The following is a 16,375-nucleotide window of genomic DNA, read 5'->3' as shown; positions in this document are numbered from 1 at the left end:
ATCAGTTCGTGGCCGCCGGCTCGACCGGGCCGATCGGGAAGAACAGCGTCTCGCCCGAGCTGTCGTCGACGCCGTCATTATCGGTCACGACCCAGCCGTTGCCCGCGGCGTCGATGGCCAGCCCCTCGACCTTGTCCACGACATAGCCGCCGGTCGCGGTCAGGTAGGGGATCAGGTCGCGGACCTCTTCCTTCGCCACCACCGGCAACTCGCCGCCCAGTTCGGCCGGCACCATGTCGGCCAGCCTGACGCGGAAGATCTTCTTCACCGCCGCCATGTCGCCGATCAGGTTGTCGCGCTCGACGATATAGGCAAAGTCACCAAAGATTACGATTTCGGACAGGCCCATCCAGCCCTCGCCCTTCGGCTCCAGCGGATAGCGGACCGCGCCCCATTCCTTGCTGTCGGTATTGTACGCCACCAGCTTGGTCATGCCCGCCGGATCGTCCTTCCATTCGCGCTGCTGCGGCATCCACAGCAGATCGCCCGATTGCGCGATCCCCTCGAAGCCGAAACGGGTCTGCGCGACGCTCAGCGCGTCGGGCAAGCCGATCTGCTGGTCGATCTCGCCCGAGGCACCGACATGCATGATGCCATGCGGGATCATCCGGTCGGCGCGGCCCTCATTGGCGATCCAGAACCCGCCTTCGCCATCGCTGGCGATGCCTTCCATGTCCATCAGCTGCGCCGGGGCGCCATCGCGCGTCACCGTCAGGGCTGCGGTGATCCGGGCGGGCGTCTGGCTGGCGTCGATGGTGAAGATGCGCGGCTGCGCGCCATAGACGCTGTCCGAGACCGCATGGAAGATGCCCGGCCGCGCCGGATCGGCGGCAAGGCCCGACAGCGCGCCCCAGCCGATCAGCTCATCGCTGCCCGCCGAGGTCAGCATCGGATAGGCGGCCGGGCCTTCGCTGCGCTGGAACAGCATCACATGCGAACGCGCCAGCCCGTCCTCGCCCAGATCGGTCTCATTGGCCGAGACCAGCAGGTTGCGCCCGGGGATCACGACATAGCCTTCCGGCCCGACGCCCGAGGGCAGAAGTTGCAGCAATTGCGGCGCGGCCGGGTCGCTGACGTCATAGACCCCCACGGCCGAGCCGCGTTCCGATCCCACGAACAGCAGCGGCTGGCCGTCGAAGATGCCGAATTCGATCGATTTCGGCTCGACACCCTTGTTGTCGGCGCGGCCCTCGGGGAAATGGCCGATCGCGGCGATGGCGCGCTCGAAGCCGTTGCCGCTGTCATGGACCAGCGTGCCGTCCTTCCGGAAGATGGTCCAGCCGCGGCTGCCACCCTGCCAGTCACCTTCGTTGGCGATGGCGAAATGCTCGTCGTCGATCCAGTTCACGGCATCGGGTTCGCGCGGAATGTCGGTGATCGCGCTGGTGAAATCCAGCCTGCCGTCATCCTCGGTGTCGATCCCGTCGATGGAAACCGTGCCGGCGCTGAAGTTGTTGGCAACCTGCCCGTCGGCGCCGATCACGACGATCTCGTTGTTTTCCTGCAAGGTGACGACGATCTCGCCCAGCCCGTTCACATCGACGAATTCCGGCTCGGGGTCCTCGGGCGCCACCGCAGCGAGCCCGGTCAGGTCGATCTTCTGCAGGGCGGCGCAATCGGCCGCGCCGTCGGTCACCGGCAGCTTCACGACGAAGCCTGCCGGCATCTGCGGCAACCCGCCGTCGCCGGCATCCTCGTTACGCTCGTTCTCGATCGCGACGGCGATAAAGCTGCCATCCTTCGCGGCCGCGACCGAATCCGGCTGCCCGCCCAGGTCGCAGGCGCCCGTCTGCTGGCGGCTGTCCAGATCCAGCATCAGCAACTGCCCCGAAGGCGCGGCATAGCTGTCCGAGGTGTTCAGGCCGATGAACGCGGTCCGGCCGATCACCGTGACCGAGGTCGGCTCACCCTCCAGCGCGATCCGGCCAAGGGCCTTGGGCGCGGCAGCGTCGGCGATGTCGATCAGGCCGACCGCTCCGGCGGGGCTGTCGGTATAGACCAGCGTGTTGCCGTCTTCCGTCGCCGCGATGATCTCGGACGAGGTTTCCGCGGCCCTGTCACCGCCCTCCGGCGCATTGTCGGCCACGGGAAATGCGGCGATGCGGTTGAAATTCGGCGCGGCAAGCGCAGGCAGCGCCGTGGTCATCGCCAGCAGGGCACCGGTGGTCAGTCGCAGAAACATCGAAGGCTCCATATTCTTGTCTGCGGGTTCAATGGCCCAAACACGCGACGGGAATATGACAGCCGCCCACCCGGGCCGAACCGGATGGGCCAGAGCGCGTTCAGACCGGCGCGGTCAGGAACTTCTGCTGCTGATAGGCGGCCAGCCCGGCCGGGCCAAGCTCGCGCCCGATGCCGCTGGCGCGGAACCCGCCCCACATCGAGCCGGGCGCGATCAGTTGCGGCGCGTTGATCCAGATATGACCGGCATCGACACGCCCGGCGATGGCCAGTGCCCGGTCGCGGTCGCCCGACACCACCGTCGCGGCCAGACCGAATTCGGTGTCATTGGCCAGCGCCACCGCCTCGGCCTCATCCGCCGCCCGGCGCATGGACAGGATCGGGCCGAACAGCTCGTCACGCCACAGGAAACTGTCCGTGGCGACCTCGTCATAGATGGTCGGTGCGACAAATTGCCCCGGCAGATCATCGCGGGCCAGGCCGCCGGCAAGACAGCGCGCGCCCTCGGCCCGTGCCCGCTCGAAACTGGCCAGCACCCGGCGGTATTGCGGTGCCGTCGTCACCGGCCCCATCTGCCCCGTCTCGGGCGGGCCGAGAACGCGGCTCCGCGCCCCCTCGACCAGCGCCTCGGTCAGCCGCCCGGCCAGCGGCGCCTCGACGATCAGCCGCGAGGTCGCCGAGCACATCTGCCCGCAATTCATGAAGATGCCGTCCAGCACCAGGCCCGCCGCCGTCTCGACATCGGCATCGGCCATCACCACGATCGGTGACTTGCCACCCAGTTCCAGCGAGACCGGCAGCGTCCGCGCCGCAGCCGCCGCCATGACCGCCGCACCGACCGGGTTCGAGCCGGTAAAGGACAGTTTCGCCAGATACGGGCTTTCGCCCAGGGTGCGACCGGCATCGGCAAGCCCGGTGACGATGTTCAGCGCACCGGCGGGCAGGCCGATCTCGGCGGCGATGTCGCCATAGGCCAGTTCCGCCAGCGGCGTCATCTCCGACACCTTCAGAACGGCGGTGCAACCCGCCGCCAGCGCCGGCGCGATCTTCCATGCGCTGGTGACAAGGGGAAAGTTCCACGGCACGATCAGCCCGACAGGACCGATGGGCGCCGCACGGCGATAGCCGTTGAAATCCCCGTCGAACAGGGATTCCGGCCCCGACGGCTGGTCGAGGTTGCGCGCCAGCCCGGCATAATAATCGAAGCAGGCGGTGGCATCGGCCAGGTCCAGTTCGGCCTCGGCACGGGGCTTGCCGTTGTTCAGCATCTGCAACGCGATCAGGTCGTCGCGGCGCGCCAGCAGCCCGCGCGCAAAGGCTTCCAGAACGGCGCCGCGCTCGGCCCCCGTGGTCCGGCGCCAGTCCGGAAATGCGTGCGCCGCGGCCTCGCAGGCGCTGGCCACCTGCGCCGGGCTGGCGGTGCCGATGCGGGCGAAAACCTCGTTGCGGCAGGGATCCCGCACCTCGATGACGGCACCCTCGGATACGCACCACTCGCCGCCGATGAACAGCGGGCGGTCGCGCAGGGTCAGCGGGGACAGGGTCATTGGAACCATCCTTGTGCAGTTGCATCGTCGATTTCGATCAGGGTCGGGCCGGCCGTGGCGAACCCGACTTCCAGCGCCCGAAGCAACGCATCGGGGCTGTCGGCGGTCACCGCCTGCGCGCCGAAGCCGCGGGCGATGGTCTGGAAATCCGGGGTCAGGATATCGACGCCGATCTCGGGGATCCGGCGGTCGCGCATATAGGTCTTGATCTCGCCATAGCCGCGATTGTTCCACAAGAGAATCGGCAGCGGCAGGCGCAGTTCGACCGCCGTGGCCAGTTCGGCGATGGTGAATTGCAGCCCGCCGTCGCCGATCAGCCCGATGACCGGGCGCTCGGGGCAGCCCAGCTTGGCGCCGATGGCCGCCGGCAGGCCATAGCCCAGCGTGCCGTAGCCGGTCGAGGAATTGAACCAGCCGCGCGGGCCGGGCGCGTCATAGGTCAGGTTCGCGCCATAGACCGGCTGGGTGGAATCGCCCGCGACGATCAGCCCGGGCCAGCGCCCGGCGATCAGGTCGAACATGCGGCCATGGATGCGATATGCGGGCGGGATCGGCTGCCAGGCCGCATCGCGCAGCGCCGCAGCCCGCTGGCTCTGCATGACCGTTCCGGGGCCGGCCTGTGCGGCCAGTGCCCGGCAGAAGGCCCCGGCATCCGCGACGATGCCGAGGGCCGCCGGCGCGTTGCGGGCGATCTGCTCGGCCTCGACATCGACGCGGATCAGCCGCCCGCCGATCTGCGGGCGTGCGCCGAACAGCAGCGTGTCGGTCTCGCCCAGTTCGGTGCCGATGGCCAGGACCACATCGGCCTCGCGCAGGGCGTCGAGAACCGCGGGCTGCGGCAGCAGCGTGCCGACCAGCAGCGGATGGCCGGGCGGCAGCAGCCCCTTGGCGTTGATGGTCAACAGCGTGGGCGCGCCAAGCGCCTCGGCCATGGTCCGGGCAGCCTCGCCGGCCGCGACCGCGCCACCGCCAAGGATCACCAGCGGCGCGCGGGCGCCGCGCATCCAGTCGACCGCCTGCGCCACGGCCTGCGGGTCGGGCAGCGGCGGGGTGGGCCGCGCCGCCGCCGCGACCGGCAGCCCGTCGGCGAGCGCGACGATCACGTCCAGCGGCAATTCGACATGCACCGGCCGCGGCCGGGCGGCGTGAAAGACCGAAGCCGCCCGGTCCAGTACCGCCGGCAGTTCCTCGGCCGACATTACCGTATGGCTGAAGGCGGCGACACCGCCGACAAGCGCGCTCTGGTTCTTCAACTCGTGCAGCCGGCCCTCGCCCCGGCCCAGTTCGTTGCGGTTCAGCACGCTGGAGATCACCAGCATCGGGATCGAATCGGCATAGGCCTGACCCATCGCCGTGGCGATATTGGTCATGCCGGGCCCCGAGATGATGAAACAGGCCGCCGGCCGGCCACTGGCGCGGGCATAGCCATCGGCCATGAAGCCCGCCCCCTGCTCGTGCCGGGGGGTGACGTGGCGCAGCGCCGTATTCGGCATGCCGCGATACAGTTCCACGGTGTGGACGCCGGGGATGCCGAAGACGGTGTCGATGCCACGCGCCTCGAGCAGACGGGGCAGGATTTCGCCAACCGTGGTCATCGCGCGGCCTCCGGGTCGCGGATGACGAGGACCGAGGCCTCGGCATGGTTGGCCACGCGCGAGGCGACCGAACCAAGGGCATAGGTGGCGATGCCCGGCCGCCTTGCATGCATGACGATCAGCTGTGCCCCGACCTCTTTGGCCACCTCGATGATGGTGCCGGCCACCGGGCCATAGCGCACCAGCCTCGGGGCTGCCCCGGCATCGGGCCAGCGCCCTTCCAGCAGCCTCGCCTGCTCGCGCTCGGCATGGGCGGTCATGCCGGCGATGACGCCCTCGGGATCGGTCGAGGTCGACAGATAGATCTCGGGCACGACGCTGAGAAAGACCAGCCTCGCCCCCAGCATGGCGGCATGACCCTCAGCGATGTCGAACAGATGCGTCCGGTCATGCTCGGAGGCGGGATCCAGCGTCACCAGGACGGTCGGCGGATGGGCGGCGGTAACCATGGGATAACCTTTCCTCAGAAGACCACGACCTTGGCCAGGAAGATGGCGATCGGGGTCGAGATGATGGTGCGGATCACGAACAGCATGGCCAGATGGCCCAGATTCAGCCCCAGATTGGCACGCAGCAGCAGGGCGCCGACCTCGGACATGTAGATCAGTTGCGAGACCGACAGGATGGCGATCAGGAAGCGCGTCTCCTGGCTGGCGATATCGGCGCCGATCAGGGCGGGCAGATACATGTCCGCAAAACCGATCACCAGCCCGGGCGCGGCGGCCTGCGCATCGGCCACGCCGGCCCATTCCAGCACCGGCACGAAGGGCATCGACAGCCAGGTGAACAGCGGCGTGTATTCGGCCACGATCAGCGCGATCATCGCGATGGCCAGCGTGGCGGGCACAAGACCGAACCAGATGCCGATCAGGTTCTGCACGCCGTTGCGCAGGAACCCGGCCGGTCCCGGCGCGGCGGCGGCGCGGGCCAGCCCCATCCGCGTGCCGGCCCGCAACAGGGTTTCGCCTGGCAGAACCACGTCGTCGTCATGCGGCACGGCGCCGTTGGCATAGGTGTCGGGCATGCGGCTCAGCGGCGGGATCCGCGGCAGCACCAGCGCACAGACGAAACCGATCAGGATGACCGAGGCATAATAGCTGAAGAACACCCCTTCCAGCCCCACCACCTTGGCGATGACATAGCAGAAGGGCACCGAGACGATCGAGAAGGTGGTGGCGACCGTCGCCGCCTCGCGCCGGGTATAGACGCCCATGTCGTATTGCTGCACCGTCAGCATGACTCCGACCGGTGCGGCCCCCAGCCACGAGGCCAGCCCGTCGATGGCCGAGCGCCCCGGCAGCCTGAACAGCCGCTTGAAGACCCCCGACAGGAAGGCGCCGACGAATTCCATGAAGCCGTAATCGGTCAGCAGCGGCAGGGCCAGCGCGGCAAAGAAGAACAGCGCCAGCAGGTTCTTCATCAGGAAGCCGACGACGGTGCCTCCGGTCGCGTCCGAGATGACGAAATCCGGCCCGGTCCCGGTGAAGTACAGCAGGCAGAACACCGCACCCAGGACCCGCAGCACCATCCAGGTCGGCGAGACCTGGAAGACATGGCGCAGAAAGCCCTGTTTCGGACCCAGCCCGAAGACCGAGAAGGCCACTGTCACCGCCGCCGAGATCACCGTCACCGCGATCAGCAGCCCGCTGACCAGGGTGCCGAAATTCTCGTTCACCCAGTCGATCAGCACGCCGAAGGGGATGGTGAAGCTTTCCCCGTTCGGGACCGGAAACAGGAACACGATGGCGCCCAGCAGCGAGGGCAGGGCGAATTTCACCCACAGGCCGCGCGGGGTGGCGGCGGCGGTCACATTATCGCTCATGTGGTTTCCTTTCAGCCCTGATTGCGCCGGTCGGGCAGCACGCAGAGCATTTCATACAGAAGGTTCGCGGCGATCAGCGCGGTGTTGCCGCTGGGATCATAGGGCGGCGAGACCTCGACCAGATCGCAGCCGACAAGGTTCAGCCCGGCGCAGCCGCGCACGATCTCGTAGGCCTGCCAGATCGACAGCCCGCCCGGCTCGACCGTGCCGGTGCCGGGCGCGAAGGCCGGGTCGAGGCTGTCGATATCGAAGGACAGATAGACCGGCGCATCGCCGACCCGCGCGCGCACCTCGTCCATCAGCGGCGCCAGCGAGCGGTACCAGCATTCCTCGGCCTGCACCACGCGCCAGCCCTGATTGCGGCCCCAGTCGAAATCGTCGGGCGCATAGCCGGTGGCGCGCAGCCCGATCTGGGTCACGCGGTCGTTCAGCAGGCAGCCATCCTCCCAGGCGCGGCGGAACGGACAGCCATGGGCGACGGTCTCGCCGAACATGGCCTCGTTGGTGTCGGAATGGGCATCGACATGGATCAGCGCCACCGGCCCGTGCTTCTTGCGCATGGCCTTCAGGATCGGCCAGGTCAGCGTGTGGTCGCCGCCCAGCGTCATCGGGATCGCGTCATGCGACAGGATCCGGTCATAGAAATCCTCGATGATCGCGACCGATTTCTTCAGATCGAAGGTGTTGATCGGCACATCGCCGATATCGGCCACCTGCATGCGCGCGAAGGGCGCGGCCCCGGTCGCCATATTGTAGGGGCGGATCATCCGGCTTTCATCGCGGATCTGGCGCGGCCCGTGGCGGGTGCCGGCGCGATTCGAGGTGCCGATATCCATCGGGATGCCGACGAAACAGGCATCGAGACCCGCCGCACTGTCGGCCACAGGCAGCCGCATCATCGTGGCCGGCCCGCCGAAACGAGGCATCTGGTTGCCGCCCAGCGGCTGGTTGAACTGCGGATTATCGGTCATGCGTGTTTCCCCTCCTCCGGCGACAAGACGGCTGCCAGGCTGGCTCCGGTTGTCTCGGCATATCGTCGCGGTTTCGTGATTTCGGCTTGAGCGGCAGAAATATCATCGCCCGCCCCCTTGGCCCATCACGCCGGTTCGATAAAATGCTTCGATTGAAATCGAAGCTTTCCGGGGGTCGCCCGATGCTCAGTTCGCTTTCCGCCGCCGATCTGCGCGCGCTGCGGGTGTTCCAGACCATCTATGAATGCGGCAGTTTCGCCGCGGCCGAGCGCAGGCTGGACGTGCGGCAATCGACGATCAGCGCGCAGTTGGCCGGGCTTGAACAACGGCTGGGCTTTCGCCTCTGCGAGCGTGGTCCCGGCGGCTTTCGGCTGACCGAGCGCGGTCGGGCCATGCTGGAGGCGCATGCGCGGCTGAACCTTGCCATCGAGGATTTCACCGAAACCGCCGCCGACCTGTCGCGGCGGGCGGTCGGAACGCTGCGGCTGGGGCTGATGGACAATACCTCGACCGATCCGCGGTTTCCGACGGTCGAACTGCTGCGCCGCTTTCACGAGCGCGCGCCCGAGGTCAGCCTGGAAATCGTGCAGGACATCCAGTCCACCCTGGCCGAGCAGGTCCTCGACCGGACCCTTGACCTGGCCATCGGGGCCTTTCCTGCCGATACCCGTTTCGATCTGGCGCCGCTTTATGTCGAACGGCATTTCATCTATTGCGGCCCGCCGCATCCGCTGTTCGACGCCGCCCCGGTCGCGATCAGCAGCCGCCAGCTTGAGGCCGAAAGATGGGTGCGCCGCAGCTATGAACTGACGCCGCTGGAGGGTCAGGGCCCGACCATCGGCCGCGCCGCGGCGGTCGCCGCCAATCTCGAGGCGGTGGCGGTGATCCTGCGCTCGCTGCCGGTGCTGGGCTATCTGCCCGAACATTTCGCCAATGCCGTGGCCGGCGGCGCGGAATTGCGCCGGGTGACCGAGGATGGGGCGCTGTCGCACCGGATCTCGCTGCTGTCGCGGGCCGGGCGGCGCGACACCGCGGCGATGAAGCGGTTCCGGACGCTGGCCACCGGCTTTGCCCGGCAGGGCGGCTGAGCCGCCTGCCTCGCCTCAGTCGCGGGTCAGCGAGACGATGCGGCGGGTGGCGGCGGCATAGCCCTCGATCCCCAGCCCGGCGATCACCCCGTCGGCGCGCATCGAGACATAGGAATGGTGGCGAAAGGCCTCGCGCTTGTGGACCTGGCTGATATGGACCTCGATCACCGGCCCCTCGAAGGTGTTCAGCGCATCCAGAACCGCGACCGAGGTATGGGTCAGCGCCGCCGGGTTGATGACGATGCCGCAGGCAGCCTCGCGCGCCTCGTGGATCCAGTCGATGATCTGGCCTTCCCAGTTCGATTGCAGCAACCGGATCTGGTAACCCTCGCCGGCCGCATCGCGGCACAAGTGCCCGACATCATCCAGCGTCTCGCGGCCATAGATTTCGGGCTGGCGCCTGCCCAGCAGGTTCAGGTTCGGGCCGTTCAGGACATAGATCGTCTTCATGCGTCAACCTTCGGTCAGGGTCGCGGCCATCATAGCGCCGCGGCCCCGCATGGTAAGACATAAAGCGCCCGGCCGGTTCAGGCGACCTGCGCTTTCGCGTCCGCCTCATCGCCGTCATCGGGGGCGATCATCTCGGCCACGCATTTCGACAGGGTGACGACGCCCAGATGCGCGCCGTCCTGCGCGGCGATATTGGCCCGGCTCGCATCCGCATCGGTCATGGCACGGGCCGCCTCTTCCAGCAGCGCCGTCGCCGGCAGCGTCACCGGGGTTTCCACCGGCTCGACCCTGCGCATGACGGTGCGGGCGGTGATGACATGGCCGCGCTTCACGTCGCGCACGAAGCTGCTGATATAATCGTCCGCCGGGCGCAGCACGATCTGCTCGCCCGTGCCCTCCTGGATGATGCGGCCATCACGCAGGATGGCGATGCGGTCGCCAAGTCGCAGAGCCTCGTCCAGATCATGGGTGATGAAGACGATGGTCTTCTGCAACTCCTGCTGCAGATCCAGCAGCACCGACTGCATGTCGGTGCGGATCAGCGGATCCAGCGCCGAGAACGCCTCGTCCATCAGCAGGATCCCGGCATCGTTGGTCAGCGCGCGAGCCAGACCCACGCGCTGCTGCATGCCGCCCGACAACTGGTTGGGATAGCTGCCCTCGAACCCTTCCAGCCCGACGCGGGCAATCCAGCGGCGGGCGCGTTCCTCGGCCTCACCGTCCGGGATGCCGCGGATATTCAGCCCGTAGGTGGTGTTTTCCAGCACCGTGCGATGCGGGAACAGGGCGAATTTCTGGAACACCATCGCCGTCTTTTCGCGGCGGAAATCGCGCAACTCGGCCGGGCCCATCTGCACGATGTCGCGACCCTCGAAGATCACCTTGCCGGCGGTCGGCTCGATCAGCCGGTTGATGTGCCGGATCAGCGTCGATTTGCCCGAACCCGACAGCCCCATCACCACCTGGATCCGGCCGGCCGGGATGGTCAGGTTGATGTCATCGAGGCCAAGAACGTGATCGTGGCGAGCCTTCAGGTCCTCCTTGCTCATGCCCGCCTTCACATCGGCGACATGCGCCGCGCCGTTGGGGCCGAAGATCTTGTAGAGGTCGCGGATCTCGATGTCGTGGGTCGCCTCAGCCATGCTGCGCCTCCAGATGCCGCTGCAGCCGCTTGCCATAAGCCTGGGTCGAGCGGTCGAAGATGATGGCGATGGCGACGATGGCCAGCCCGTTCATCACACCAAGGGTGAAATACTGGTTGTTGATCGCCTGCAGCACCGGCTGGCCCAGCCCGCGCACCCCGATCATCGAGGCGACGACGACCATCGCAAGGCTCATCATGATGGTCTGGTTGACGCCGGCCATGATGGTGGGCAGCGCCAGCGGCAGTTGCACTTCCCTGAGCTTCTGCCCGGCGCTGGAGCCGAAGGCCTCGGCCGCCTCCAGCACGTCGGCAGGCACCTGCCGGATGCCCAGATTGGTCAGGCGGATGATCGGCGGCACGGCATAGATCACCACGGCGATGACGCCCGGCACCTTGCCCAGCCCGAAGATCATCACCACCGGGATCAGATAGACAAAGCTGGGCATGGTCTGCATCATGTCGAGGATCGGCGTGATCACCCCGTTGGCCCGGTCCGAGCGCGCCATCAGGATCCCCACCGGGATGCCGATCACCACCGCGATCAGCGTGCAGACCGCGACCATGGCGATGGTCCGCATGGTGTCTTCCCACATCCCGAAATAGCCGATCAGCAGCAGCGCGATGACGGTGCCCGCCACGATCTTCCAGCTGCGGCCAAGCGCCCAGACCAGCCCGGCCAGCCCGGCCAGCACGACGATCCAGGGCGCGTCGATCAGCAGATCCTCGATGAAGACCAGCAGCACCTGGATCGGGTGGAAGATGCTTTCCAGCGTATCGCCATAGGCGCGGGTGAAATCGCGGAAGGCGGTATCGATGGCGATACGCATGTCGCGCAGATCACCGCGGCTCATGGATGGGAAATCAACCAGGTCCATTGTCTCTCTTTGTCAGGCCTCCGGCATTTGGGTTGGCGGGGCAGGCAGGTGACGCCCTGTCCGCCGCGCCTCAGAGCGCATCCTTGACCCTGGCGGCCACGTCCCCGGGCAGCCAGGCGCTCCAGATATCGGGGTAGTTCTCAAGGAAATACCAGGCGCCGTCCTCGTTGGTGGCCTGATTGTCGCCCATCCAGGCCAGCAACTCGTTCACCGTGTCATTCGCCCAGGCCCGCTTGCCCAGATAATCCATGGTGACCGCGTTGCTTTCGGCGAATTCGCTGGTCACGGCCGTGAACACGGCGGAACGCGGCCATTCGTTCAGCTTCGGATCGGGACAGTTGTTGATCGAGGTACAGCTGTCCCAATGCTCGCGGTCATGCTCAACCCCGAGATCCAGCCGGGTCATGTCGTATTTGCCCAAGATCGCGGTCGGCGCCCAGTAATAGCCCAGCCAGCCCTCTTCGCGGTTGAAGGCCCGCGCGATGGCGCCGTCCAGCCCGGCGGCCGAGCCCGGATCGACCAGTTCGAAGCCCTTGCCCTCGCCGCCCAGGGCGCGGAACTGGTTCTGGGCGAGGATCTGGCAGGCCCAGCCCGAGGGGCAGCTGAAGAAGGCGCCCTTGCTGTCGTCCTCGGCCCCGGGGAACAGTTCGGGGCGGGCCAGTGCGTCCTCGATGGTCCTGATCCCCTCCTTCTCGGCCAGCCAGGTCGGCACCCAGAAGCCCTCGACCCCGCCATCGGTCAGGATTTCCGAGGCAACGAGGATCCGGCCCTCCGCGACGGCCGCGTCCAGCGGCACCTTGATCGTGTTCACCCACAGTTCGGGCGCGACATCGGGTTCGCCCTTCTCGTTCATCGAGGTGAAGGTCGGCACCGTGTCGCCGGTGACCAGCGCCACGTCGCAGCCATAGCCTTCCTCGAGGATGATCTTGTCGACCCATGCCGCCAGACCGGCCGAGGCCCAGTTCATTTCGGCAATGCTGACATCGCCGCACTCTCCGGCCGCGAATGCGGCCGGCGCAGCCGCCATCAGGCCCAGAAAGGCCAGCGCTGGTTTCAGCGGGTTCATGAAATGTCCTTTCGTTTCTTGTCTCATCGAATGGGCGCAGGGGCCCCGCGACTGGCCACCCGCCGGGCGGCCGCAAGCACAATCGGCTTGCCGGGATCATAGACGACAGGTTCGCGATTGTCACATTTTTGCGCGAAACTGTTTTCAAGAATATGAAAATCCTGCGGTTTTCATGTGGTGTATACTCCATTCTCGACCTTGCCGCCGCGTCAGGCTATCAGCGACCGGTCGGGGAGGACGATTTCGGGCAGCACCAGCCGGCTGATGAATGTGCCCGGGGGAACGGATCAAATCGGGAACGGAGGACAAATGGATCTGACACTGGAAGAGGCGCGCGCGATGGCCGAGAGCTGCCTGCGGATCGCCACGGAGATGAAGCTGAAGCCGATCACGGTCGCCGTGCTGGACGCGGCGGGGCATCTCAAGGTGTTGCTGCGGCAGGACGGCACCAGCACGCTGCGCCCCGAGATCGCGCAGGGCAAGGCCAAGGGCGCGATCGCGCTCGGCATGGGCTCTCGCGCCATTTTCGAGCGCGCCAAGGAGCAACCCTATTTCGTGCAGGCGCTGAACGGGCTGACCGGCGGTGCGCTGGTGCCGGTTCCGGGCGGCGTGCTGATCCGCCGCGACGGCCGTATTCTGGGCGCCGTGGGGATCACCGGCGATACCTCCGACAATGACGAGGCCTGCGCCAGCCGCGCCATCGAGGCGGCCGGCTTTAGCGCCGACGCGGGTTAGGCGATCCGAGGCGGCGGCCCCGTGCGTGCCGCCTCGCCCTGCCCACGGTCATCCGCGACCGGGGCATCGGCGCGATCACATCAAGACGCGCCCCGCCCGCAATCACCTGCCGCCATCGGGCCCATCCCATCGAGATCACCGGATCGGTAGCGGGGCTGGCGCGCAGTCCTGTCCGACATTCGGTCTCTTCTCCCTGTTGCTGCGGCGTCGGTTGGCGCCGCCCTCAGCTTGCCGTCAGCAGGCGTCTTGCGATGAGGGCGGCTGTGCGGGCGGTGCGGTCGTTCTGGTCGCGGGGCGGGCACAGTTCGACGATATCGGCGAGCCGGACCTTGCCGGAGGCGAGCACGCGCGCGACCAGCGCCTCGACGACATGCAGGGGCATGCCGCGGGCGGCGGGGGCGCTGACGCCGGGAGCCTGGGCTGCGGGCAGCACGTCGAGGTCAATGGTCAGATAGATCGCATCGTTGCGCGCAGAGATCGCGTCGATGACGGCAAAGCCCGCATCGGCGGTGATCTGCAGGGCATGATCCTCGATGATGGCGACGCCCCAGTCGCGCGCGCGGCTGCGCAGCGCCTCGGTATTGCCCTCCTCGGCCAGCCCCAGGACCGCGTAATCGAAGCCCTCCGGGTCGGCCTCACGGATCTGGTGGAAGGGCGTGCCCGAGGACGGGCCGGCGGGGCCGATGGCGCGGATGTCCAGATGCGCGTCGATATTGACGATGCCGATCCTTGCCCCGGGCAGCGCGCGGCGCAGGCCCTGCCAGCTGCCCCAGGCGGTCTCGTGCCCGCCGCCCAGCACCAGGGCGCGGCCGTATCGCGCCAGAAGCGGCGCCAGATGTTCGGCCAGCGCCTGTTGGCCGGGTCCCGGATCCTCACCGGTCAGGGTCAGATCGCCGGCATCGTGAAAGCCGCGCGGATCGCCGGGCGCGGCCAGATTGGCAAGGCTGGCGCGGATCGCGGCAGGCCCTTCGGCGGCACCGGGATTGCCCTTGTTGCGCCGCACGCCCGCGTCGCAGGCAAATCCGATCAGCGCGACCGGGGCATCCGCGCGCCCGGCCAGATGGTGCATGCGCAGGGCCAGATCCCCGTCCTCGGGGTCGCTGCGCCCGGTCCAGGGCGACGGGTCGCGAAACTCGATCATGGTGCTGGCTCCTCTGCCGGTGGTTGAGCGGGGCCGGCGCGAACCGGCCCCGCAGGGATCAGCCCAGAATACCGGGCAGGCGCAACCCGTGTTCGCGCGCGCAATCCAGCGCGATGTCATAGCCGGCATCGGCGTGACGCCACACACCCGAGGCCGGGTCGTTCCACAGTACCCGCTCCAGCCGCTTGGCGGCTTCGGGCGTGCCGTCGGCGCAGATCACCACGCCGGCATGCTGGGAAAAGCCCATGCCGACGCCGCCGCCATGATGGATCGACACCCAAGTGGCGCCCGAGGCGGTGTTGACCAGCGCGTTCAGCAGCGGCCAGTCGCTGACCGCGTCCGAGCCGTCCTTCATCGCCTCGGTCTCGCGGTTGGGCGAGGCGACCGAGCCGCTGTCGAGGTGGTCGCGGCCGATCACGATCGGGGCCTTCAGCTCTCCGCTCGCGACCATCTCGTTGAACTTCAGCCCGGCGCGGTGGCGGTCGCCAAGCCCGATCCACGCGATCCGCGCCGGCAGACCCTGGAAGGCGATGCGGTCGCGGGCCATGTCCAGCCAGCGGTGCAGATGCGCGTTCTCGGGGAACAGTTCCTTGATCGCCTGATCGGTCTTGTAGATATCCTCGGGGTCGCCCGACAGCGCACACCAGCGGAACGGACCGATGCCGCGGCAGAACAGCGGCCGGATATAGGCGGGCACGAAGCCGGGGAAGGCAAAGGCGTTCTCGAGCCCCTCCTCCAGCGCCACCTGGCGGATGTTGTTACCGTAATCCAGCGTCGGCACGCCGGCGTTCCAGAAGCCGACCATCGCCTCGACATGATCGCGCATCGCTGCGCGCGCGGCGCGTTCCACGGCCTTCGGCGCGATCTCCTGCTTGGCGCGCCATTCGGCAACGGTCCAGCCGGTCGGCAGATAGCCATGGATCGGGTCATGGGCCGAGGTCTGGTCGGTGACGATATCGGGCCGGCCGTTGGGCAGAGGCTCGCCGGCCTGCATGCGGCGCAGGATCTCGGGGAAGACCTCGGCCGCGTTGCCGATCAGCGCCACCGATTTTGCCTCGCCTGCCTTTGTCCAGCGGTCGATCATCGCCAGCGCCTCGTCCAGCGTCTGCGCCTTCTCGTCGCAATAGCGGGTGCGGATGCGGAAATCGGCGCGGGTCTCGTCGCACTCGACCGCCAGACAGCAGGCCCCGGCCATGACGGCGGCCAGCGGCTGGGCGCCGCCCATCCCGCCCAGACCGGCGGTCAGGATCCATTTCCCCCTGAGATTGCCGTCGTAATGCTGGCGCCCGGCCTCGGCGAAGGTCTCGTAGGTGCCCTGAACGATGCCCTGGCTGCCGATATAGATCCACGAGCCGGCGGTCATCTGGCCGTACATGGCCAGGCCCTTCTTGTCCAATTCGTTGAAATGGTCCCAGGTGGCCCAATGCGGCACCAGGTTCGAGTTTGCGATCAGCACGCGCGGCGCATCCGCATGGGTCCTGACCACCGCGATCGGCTTGCCGGACTGGACAACCAGCGTCTCGTCGGCTTCGAGGTCCTTCAGCGTCGCGACGATCTTGTCGAAATCGGCCCAGGTGCGCGCGGCGCGGCCGATGCCGCCATAGACGACCAGTTCATGCGGGTTCTCGGCCACGTCGGGATGCAGGTTGTTCATCAGCATCCTGAGCGGCGCCTCGGTCAGCCAGCTCTTGGCTTTCAGCTCGGTTCCGGTATCGGGATAGATGTCCCGGACATTGTGGCGGGGATTGGTAGTCATGGAT

Annotated in this window: 14 protein-coding genes; 2 read left to right on the top strand and 12 right to left on the bottom strand. The window is 67.5% G+C overall.

Annotation, left to right across the window (positions count from 1 at the left end; all coding sequences use genetic code 11):
* Position 1 precedes the first annotated feature (1 nt).
* From KNW02_RS02060 to speB, 6 genes are all read right to left on the bottom strand, one after another.
* Positions 2-2,182, bottom strand: a complete 2,181-nt coding sequence (locus tag KNW02_RS02060; RefSeq protein WP_216031596.1) for an esterase-like activity of phytase family protein — start codon at positions 2,180-2,182, stop codon at positions 2-4.
* 100 nt (positions 2,183-2,282) lie between these two features.
* Entirely contained in the window at positions 2,283-3,728 is a 1,446-nt protein-coding gene (locus KNW02_RS02055; RefSeq protein ID WP_216031595.1) for an aldehyde dehydrogenase family protein, read from the bottom strand.
* Positions 3,725-5,323, bottom strand: coding sequence for a 5-guanidino-2-oxopentanoate decarboxylase (locus tag KNW02_RS02050; protein WP_216031594.1), 1,599 nt, complete (start codon positions 5,321-5,323; stop codon positions 3,725-3,727). Before KNW02_RS02050 ends, KNW02_RS02055 begins: the two co-directional genes overlap by 4 nt.
* Positions 5,320-5,772, bottom strand: coding sequence for a universal stress protein (locus KNW02_RS02045; protein ID WP_216031593.1), 453 nt, complete (start codon positions 5,770-5,772; stop codon positions 5,320-5,322). Before KNW02_RS02045 ends, KNW02_RS02050 begins: the two co-directional genes overlap by 4 nt.
* A gap of 14 nt (positions 5,773-5,786) precedes the next feature.
* The gene (locus tag KNW02_RS02040) at positions 5,787-7,145 is read right to left on the bottom strand and encodes a YjiH family protein (RefSeq protein WP_216031592.1); all 1,359 of its coding nucleotides are present in this window, start codon (positions 7,143-7,145) and stop codon (positions 5,787-5,789) included.
* Positions 7,146-7,156: 11 nt separating this feature from the next.
* Positions 7,157-8,116 (bottom strand): agmatinase, encoded by a 960-nt coding sequence (gene speB, locus KNW02_RS02035; protein WP_216031591.1) that lies wholly within the window; start codon positions 8,114-8,116, stop codon positions 7,157-7,159.
* A 182-nt stretch (positions 8,117-8,298) separates the two neighbouring features.
* Here speB and KNW02_RS02030 point away from each other — a divergent pair, with 182 nt between their 5' ends.
* Positions 8,299-9,204, top strand: a complete 906-nt coding sequence (locus tag KNW02_RS02030) for a LysR family transcriptional regulator (protein WP_216031590.1) — start codon at positions 8,299-8,301, stop codon at positions 9,202-9,204.
* A gap of 15 nt (positions 9,205-9,219) precedes the next feature.
* On the opposite strand, the gene aroQ is transcribed toward KNW02_RS02030, so the two are convergent.
* The 4 genes from aroQ to KNW02_RS02010 all read right to left on the bottom strand — a co-directional run bounded on the left by aroQ (position 9,220) and on the right by KNW02_RS02010 (position 12,739).
* Positions 9,220-9,654 carry a type II 3-dehydroquinate dehydratase gene (gene aroQ, locus KNW02_RS02025; protein WP_216031589.1) on the bottom strand — a complete coding sequence of 145 codons (435 nt, stop codon included), beginning with the start codon at positions 9,652-9,654 and terminating at the stop codon, positions 9,220-9,222.
* 77 nt (positions 9,655-9,731) lie between these two features.
* Positions 9,732-10,796, bottom strand: coding sequence for a quaternary amine ABC transporter ATP-binding protein (locus tag KNW02_RS02020; protein WP_216031588.1), 1,065 nt, complete (start codon positions 10,794-10,796; stop codon positions 9,732-9,734).
* Positions 10,789-11,673 (bottom strand): ABC transporter permease, encoded by an 885-nt coding sequence (locus KNW02_RS02015; RefSeq protein ID WP_216031587.1) that lies wholly within the window; start codon positions 11,671-11,673, stop codon positions 10,789-10,791. Before KNW02_RS02015 ends, KNW02_RS02020 begins: the two co-directional genes overlap by 8 nt.
* Positions 11,674-11,743: 70 nt before the next feature.
* Complete coding sequence (locus tag KNW02_RS02010) at positions 11,744-12,739, bottom strand: ABC transporter substrate-binding protein (RefSeq protein WP_216031586.1); 996 nt, start codon at positions 12,737-12,739, stop codon at positions 11,744-11,746.
* Positions 12,740-13,048: 309 nt separating this feature from the next.
* On the opposite strand from KNW02_RS02010, the gene KNW02_RS02005 reads away from it, so the two are divergent.
* Positions 13,049-13,474 carry a GlcG/HbpS family heme-binding protein gene (locus KNW02_RS02005; RefSeq protein WP_216031585.1) on the top strand — a complete coding sequence of 142 codons (426 nt, stop codon included), beginning with the start codon at positions 13,049-13,051 and terminating at the stop codon, positions 13,472-13,474.
* A 223-nt stretch (positions 13,475-13,697) separates the two neighbouring features.
* Here KNW02_RS02005 and hutG read toward each other — a convergent pair whose 3' ends face one another.
* A complete protein-coding gene (gene hutG / locus KNW02_RS02000) occupies positions 13,698-14,615 on the bottom strand; it encodes a formimidoylglutamase (RefSeq protein ID WP_216031584.1) in 918 nt (305 codons plus the stop codon).
* A gap of 58 nt (positions 14,616-14,673) precedes the next feature.
* Positions 14,674-16,371 carry a urocanate hydratase gene (gene hutU / locus KNW02_RS01995; protein WP_216031583.1) on the bottom strand — a complete coding sequence of 566 codons (1,698 nt, stop codon included), beginning with the start codon at positions 16,369-16,371 and terminating at the stop codon, positions 14,674-14,676.
* Positions 16,372-16,375 lie beyond the last annotated feature (4 nt).

It is taken from the genome of Paracoccus marinaquae, assembly GCF_018860165.1.
GTDB classification, from domain to species: Bacteria; Pseudomonadota; Alphaproteobacteria; order Rhodobacterales; family Rhodobacteraceae; genus Paracoccus; species Paracoccus marinaquae.
This window is presented reverse-complemented; position numbering and strand designations above follow the sequence as displayed.

Excerpts from the sequence above, each read along its gene's own strand:
- KNW02_RS02060 (WP_216031596.1), bottom strand. The coding sequence starts at position 2,182 with ATGTTTCTGCGACTGACCACCGGTGCCCTGCTGGCGATGACCACGGCG.
- KNW02_RS02055 (WP_216031595.1), bottom strand. The coding sequence starts at position 3,728 with ATGACCCTGTCCCCGCTGACCCTGCGCGACCGCCCGCTGTTCATCGGC.
- KNW02_RS02050 (WP_216031594.1), bottom strand. The coding sequence starts at position 5,323 with ATGACCACGGTTGGCGAAATCCTGCCCCGTCTGCTCGAGGCGCGTGGC.
- KNW02_RS02045 (WP_216031593.1), bottom strand. The coding sequence starts at position 5,772 with ATGGTTACCGCCGCCCATCCGCCGACCGTCCTGGTGACGCTGGATCCC.
- KNW02_RS02040 (WP_216031592.1), bottom strand. The coding sequence starts at position 7,145 with ATGAGCGATAATGTGACCGCCGCCGCCACCCCGCGCGGCCTGTGGGTG.
- speB (WP_216031591.1), bottom strand. The coding sequence starts at position 8,116 with ATGACCGATAATCCGCAGTTCAACCAGCCGCTGGGCGGCAACCAGATG.
- KNW02_RS02030 (WP_216031590.1), top strand. The coding sequence starts at position 8,299 with ATGCTCAGTTCGCTTTCCGCCGCCGATCTGCGCGCGCTGCGGGTGTTC.
- aroQ (WP_216031589.1), bottom strand. The coding sequence starts at position 9,654 with ATGAAGACGATCTATGTCCTGAACGGCCCGAACCTGAACCTGCTGGGC.
- KNW02_RS02020 (WP_216031588.1), bottom strand. The coding sequence starts at position 10,796 with ATGGCTGAGGCGACCCACGACATCGAGATCCGCGACCTCTACAAGATC.
- KNW02_RS02015 (WP_216031587.1), bottom strand. The coding sequence starts at position 11,673 with ATGGACCTGGTTGATTTCCCATCCATGAGCCGCGGTGATCTGCGCGAC.
- KNW02_RS02010 (WP_216031586.1), bottom strand. The coding sequence starts at position 12,739 with ATGAACCCGCTGAAACCAGCGCTGGCCTTTCTGGGCCTGATGGCGGCT.
- KNW02_RS02005 (WP_216031585.1), top strand. The coding sequence starts at position 13,049 with ATGGATCTGACACTGGAAGAGGCGCGCGCGATGGCCGAGAGCTGCCTG.
- hutG (WP_216031584.1), bottom strand. The coding sequence starts at position 14,615 with ATGATCGAGTTTCGCGACCCGTCGCCCTGGACCGGGCGCAGCGACCCC.
- hutU (WP_216031583.1), bottom strand. The coding sequence starts at position 16,371 with ATGACTACCAATCCCCGCCACAATGTCCGGGACATCTATCCCGATACC.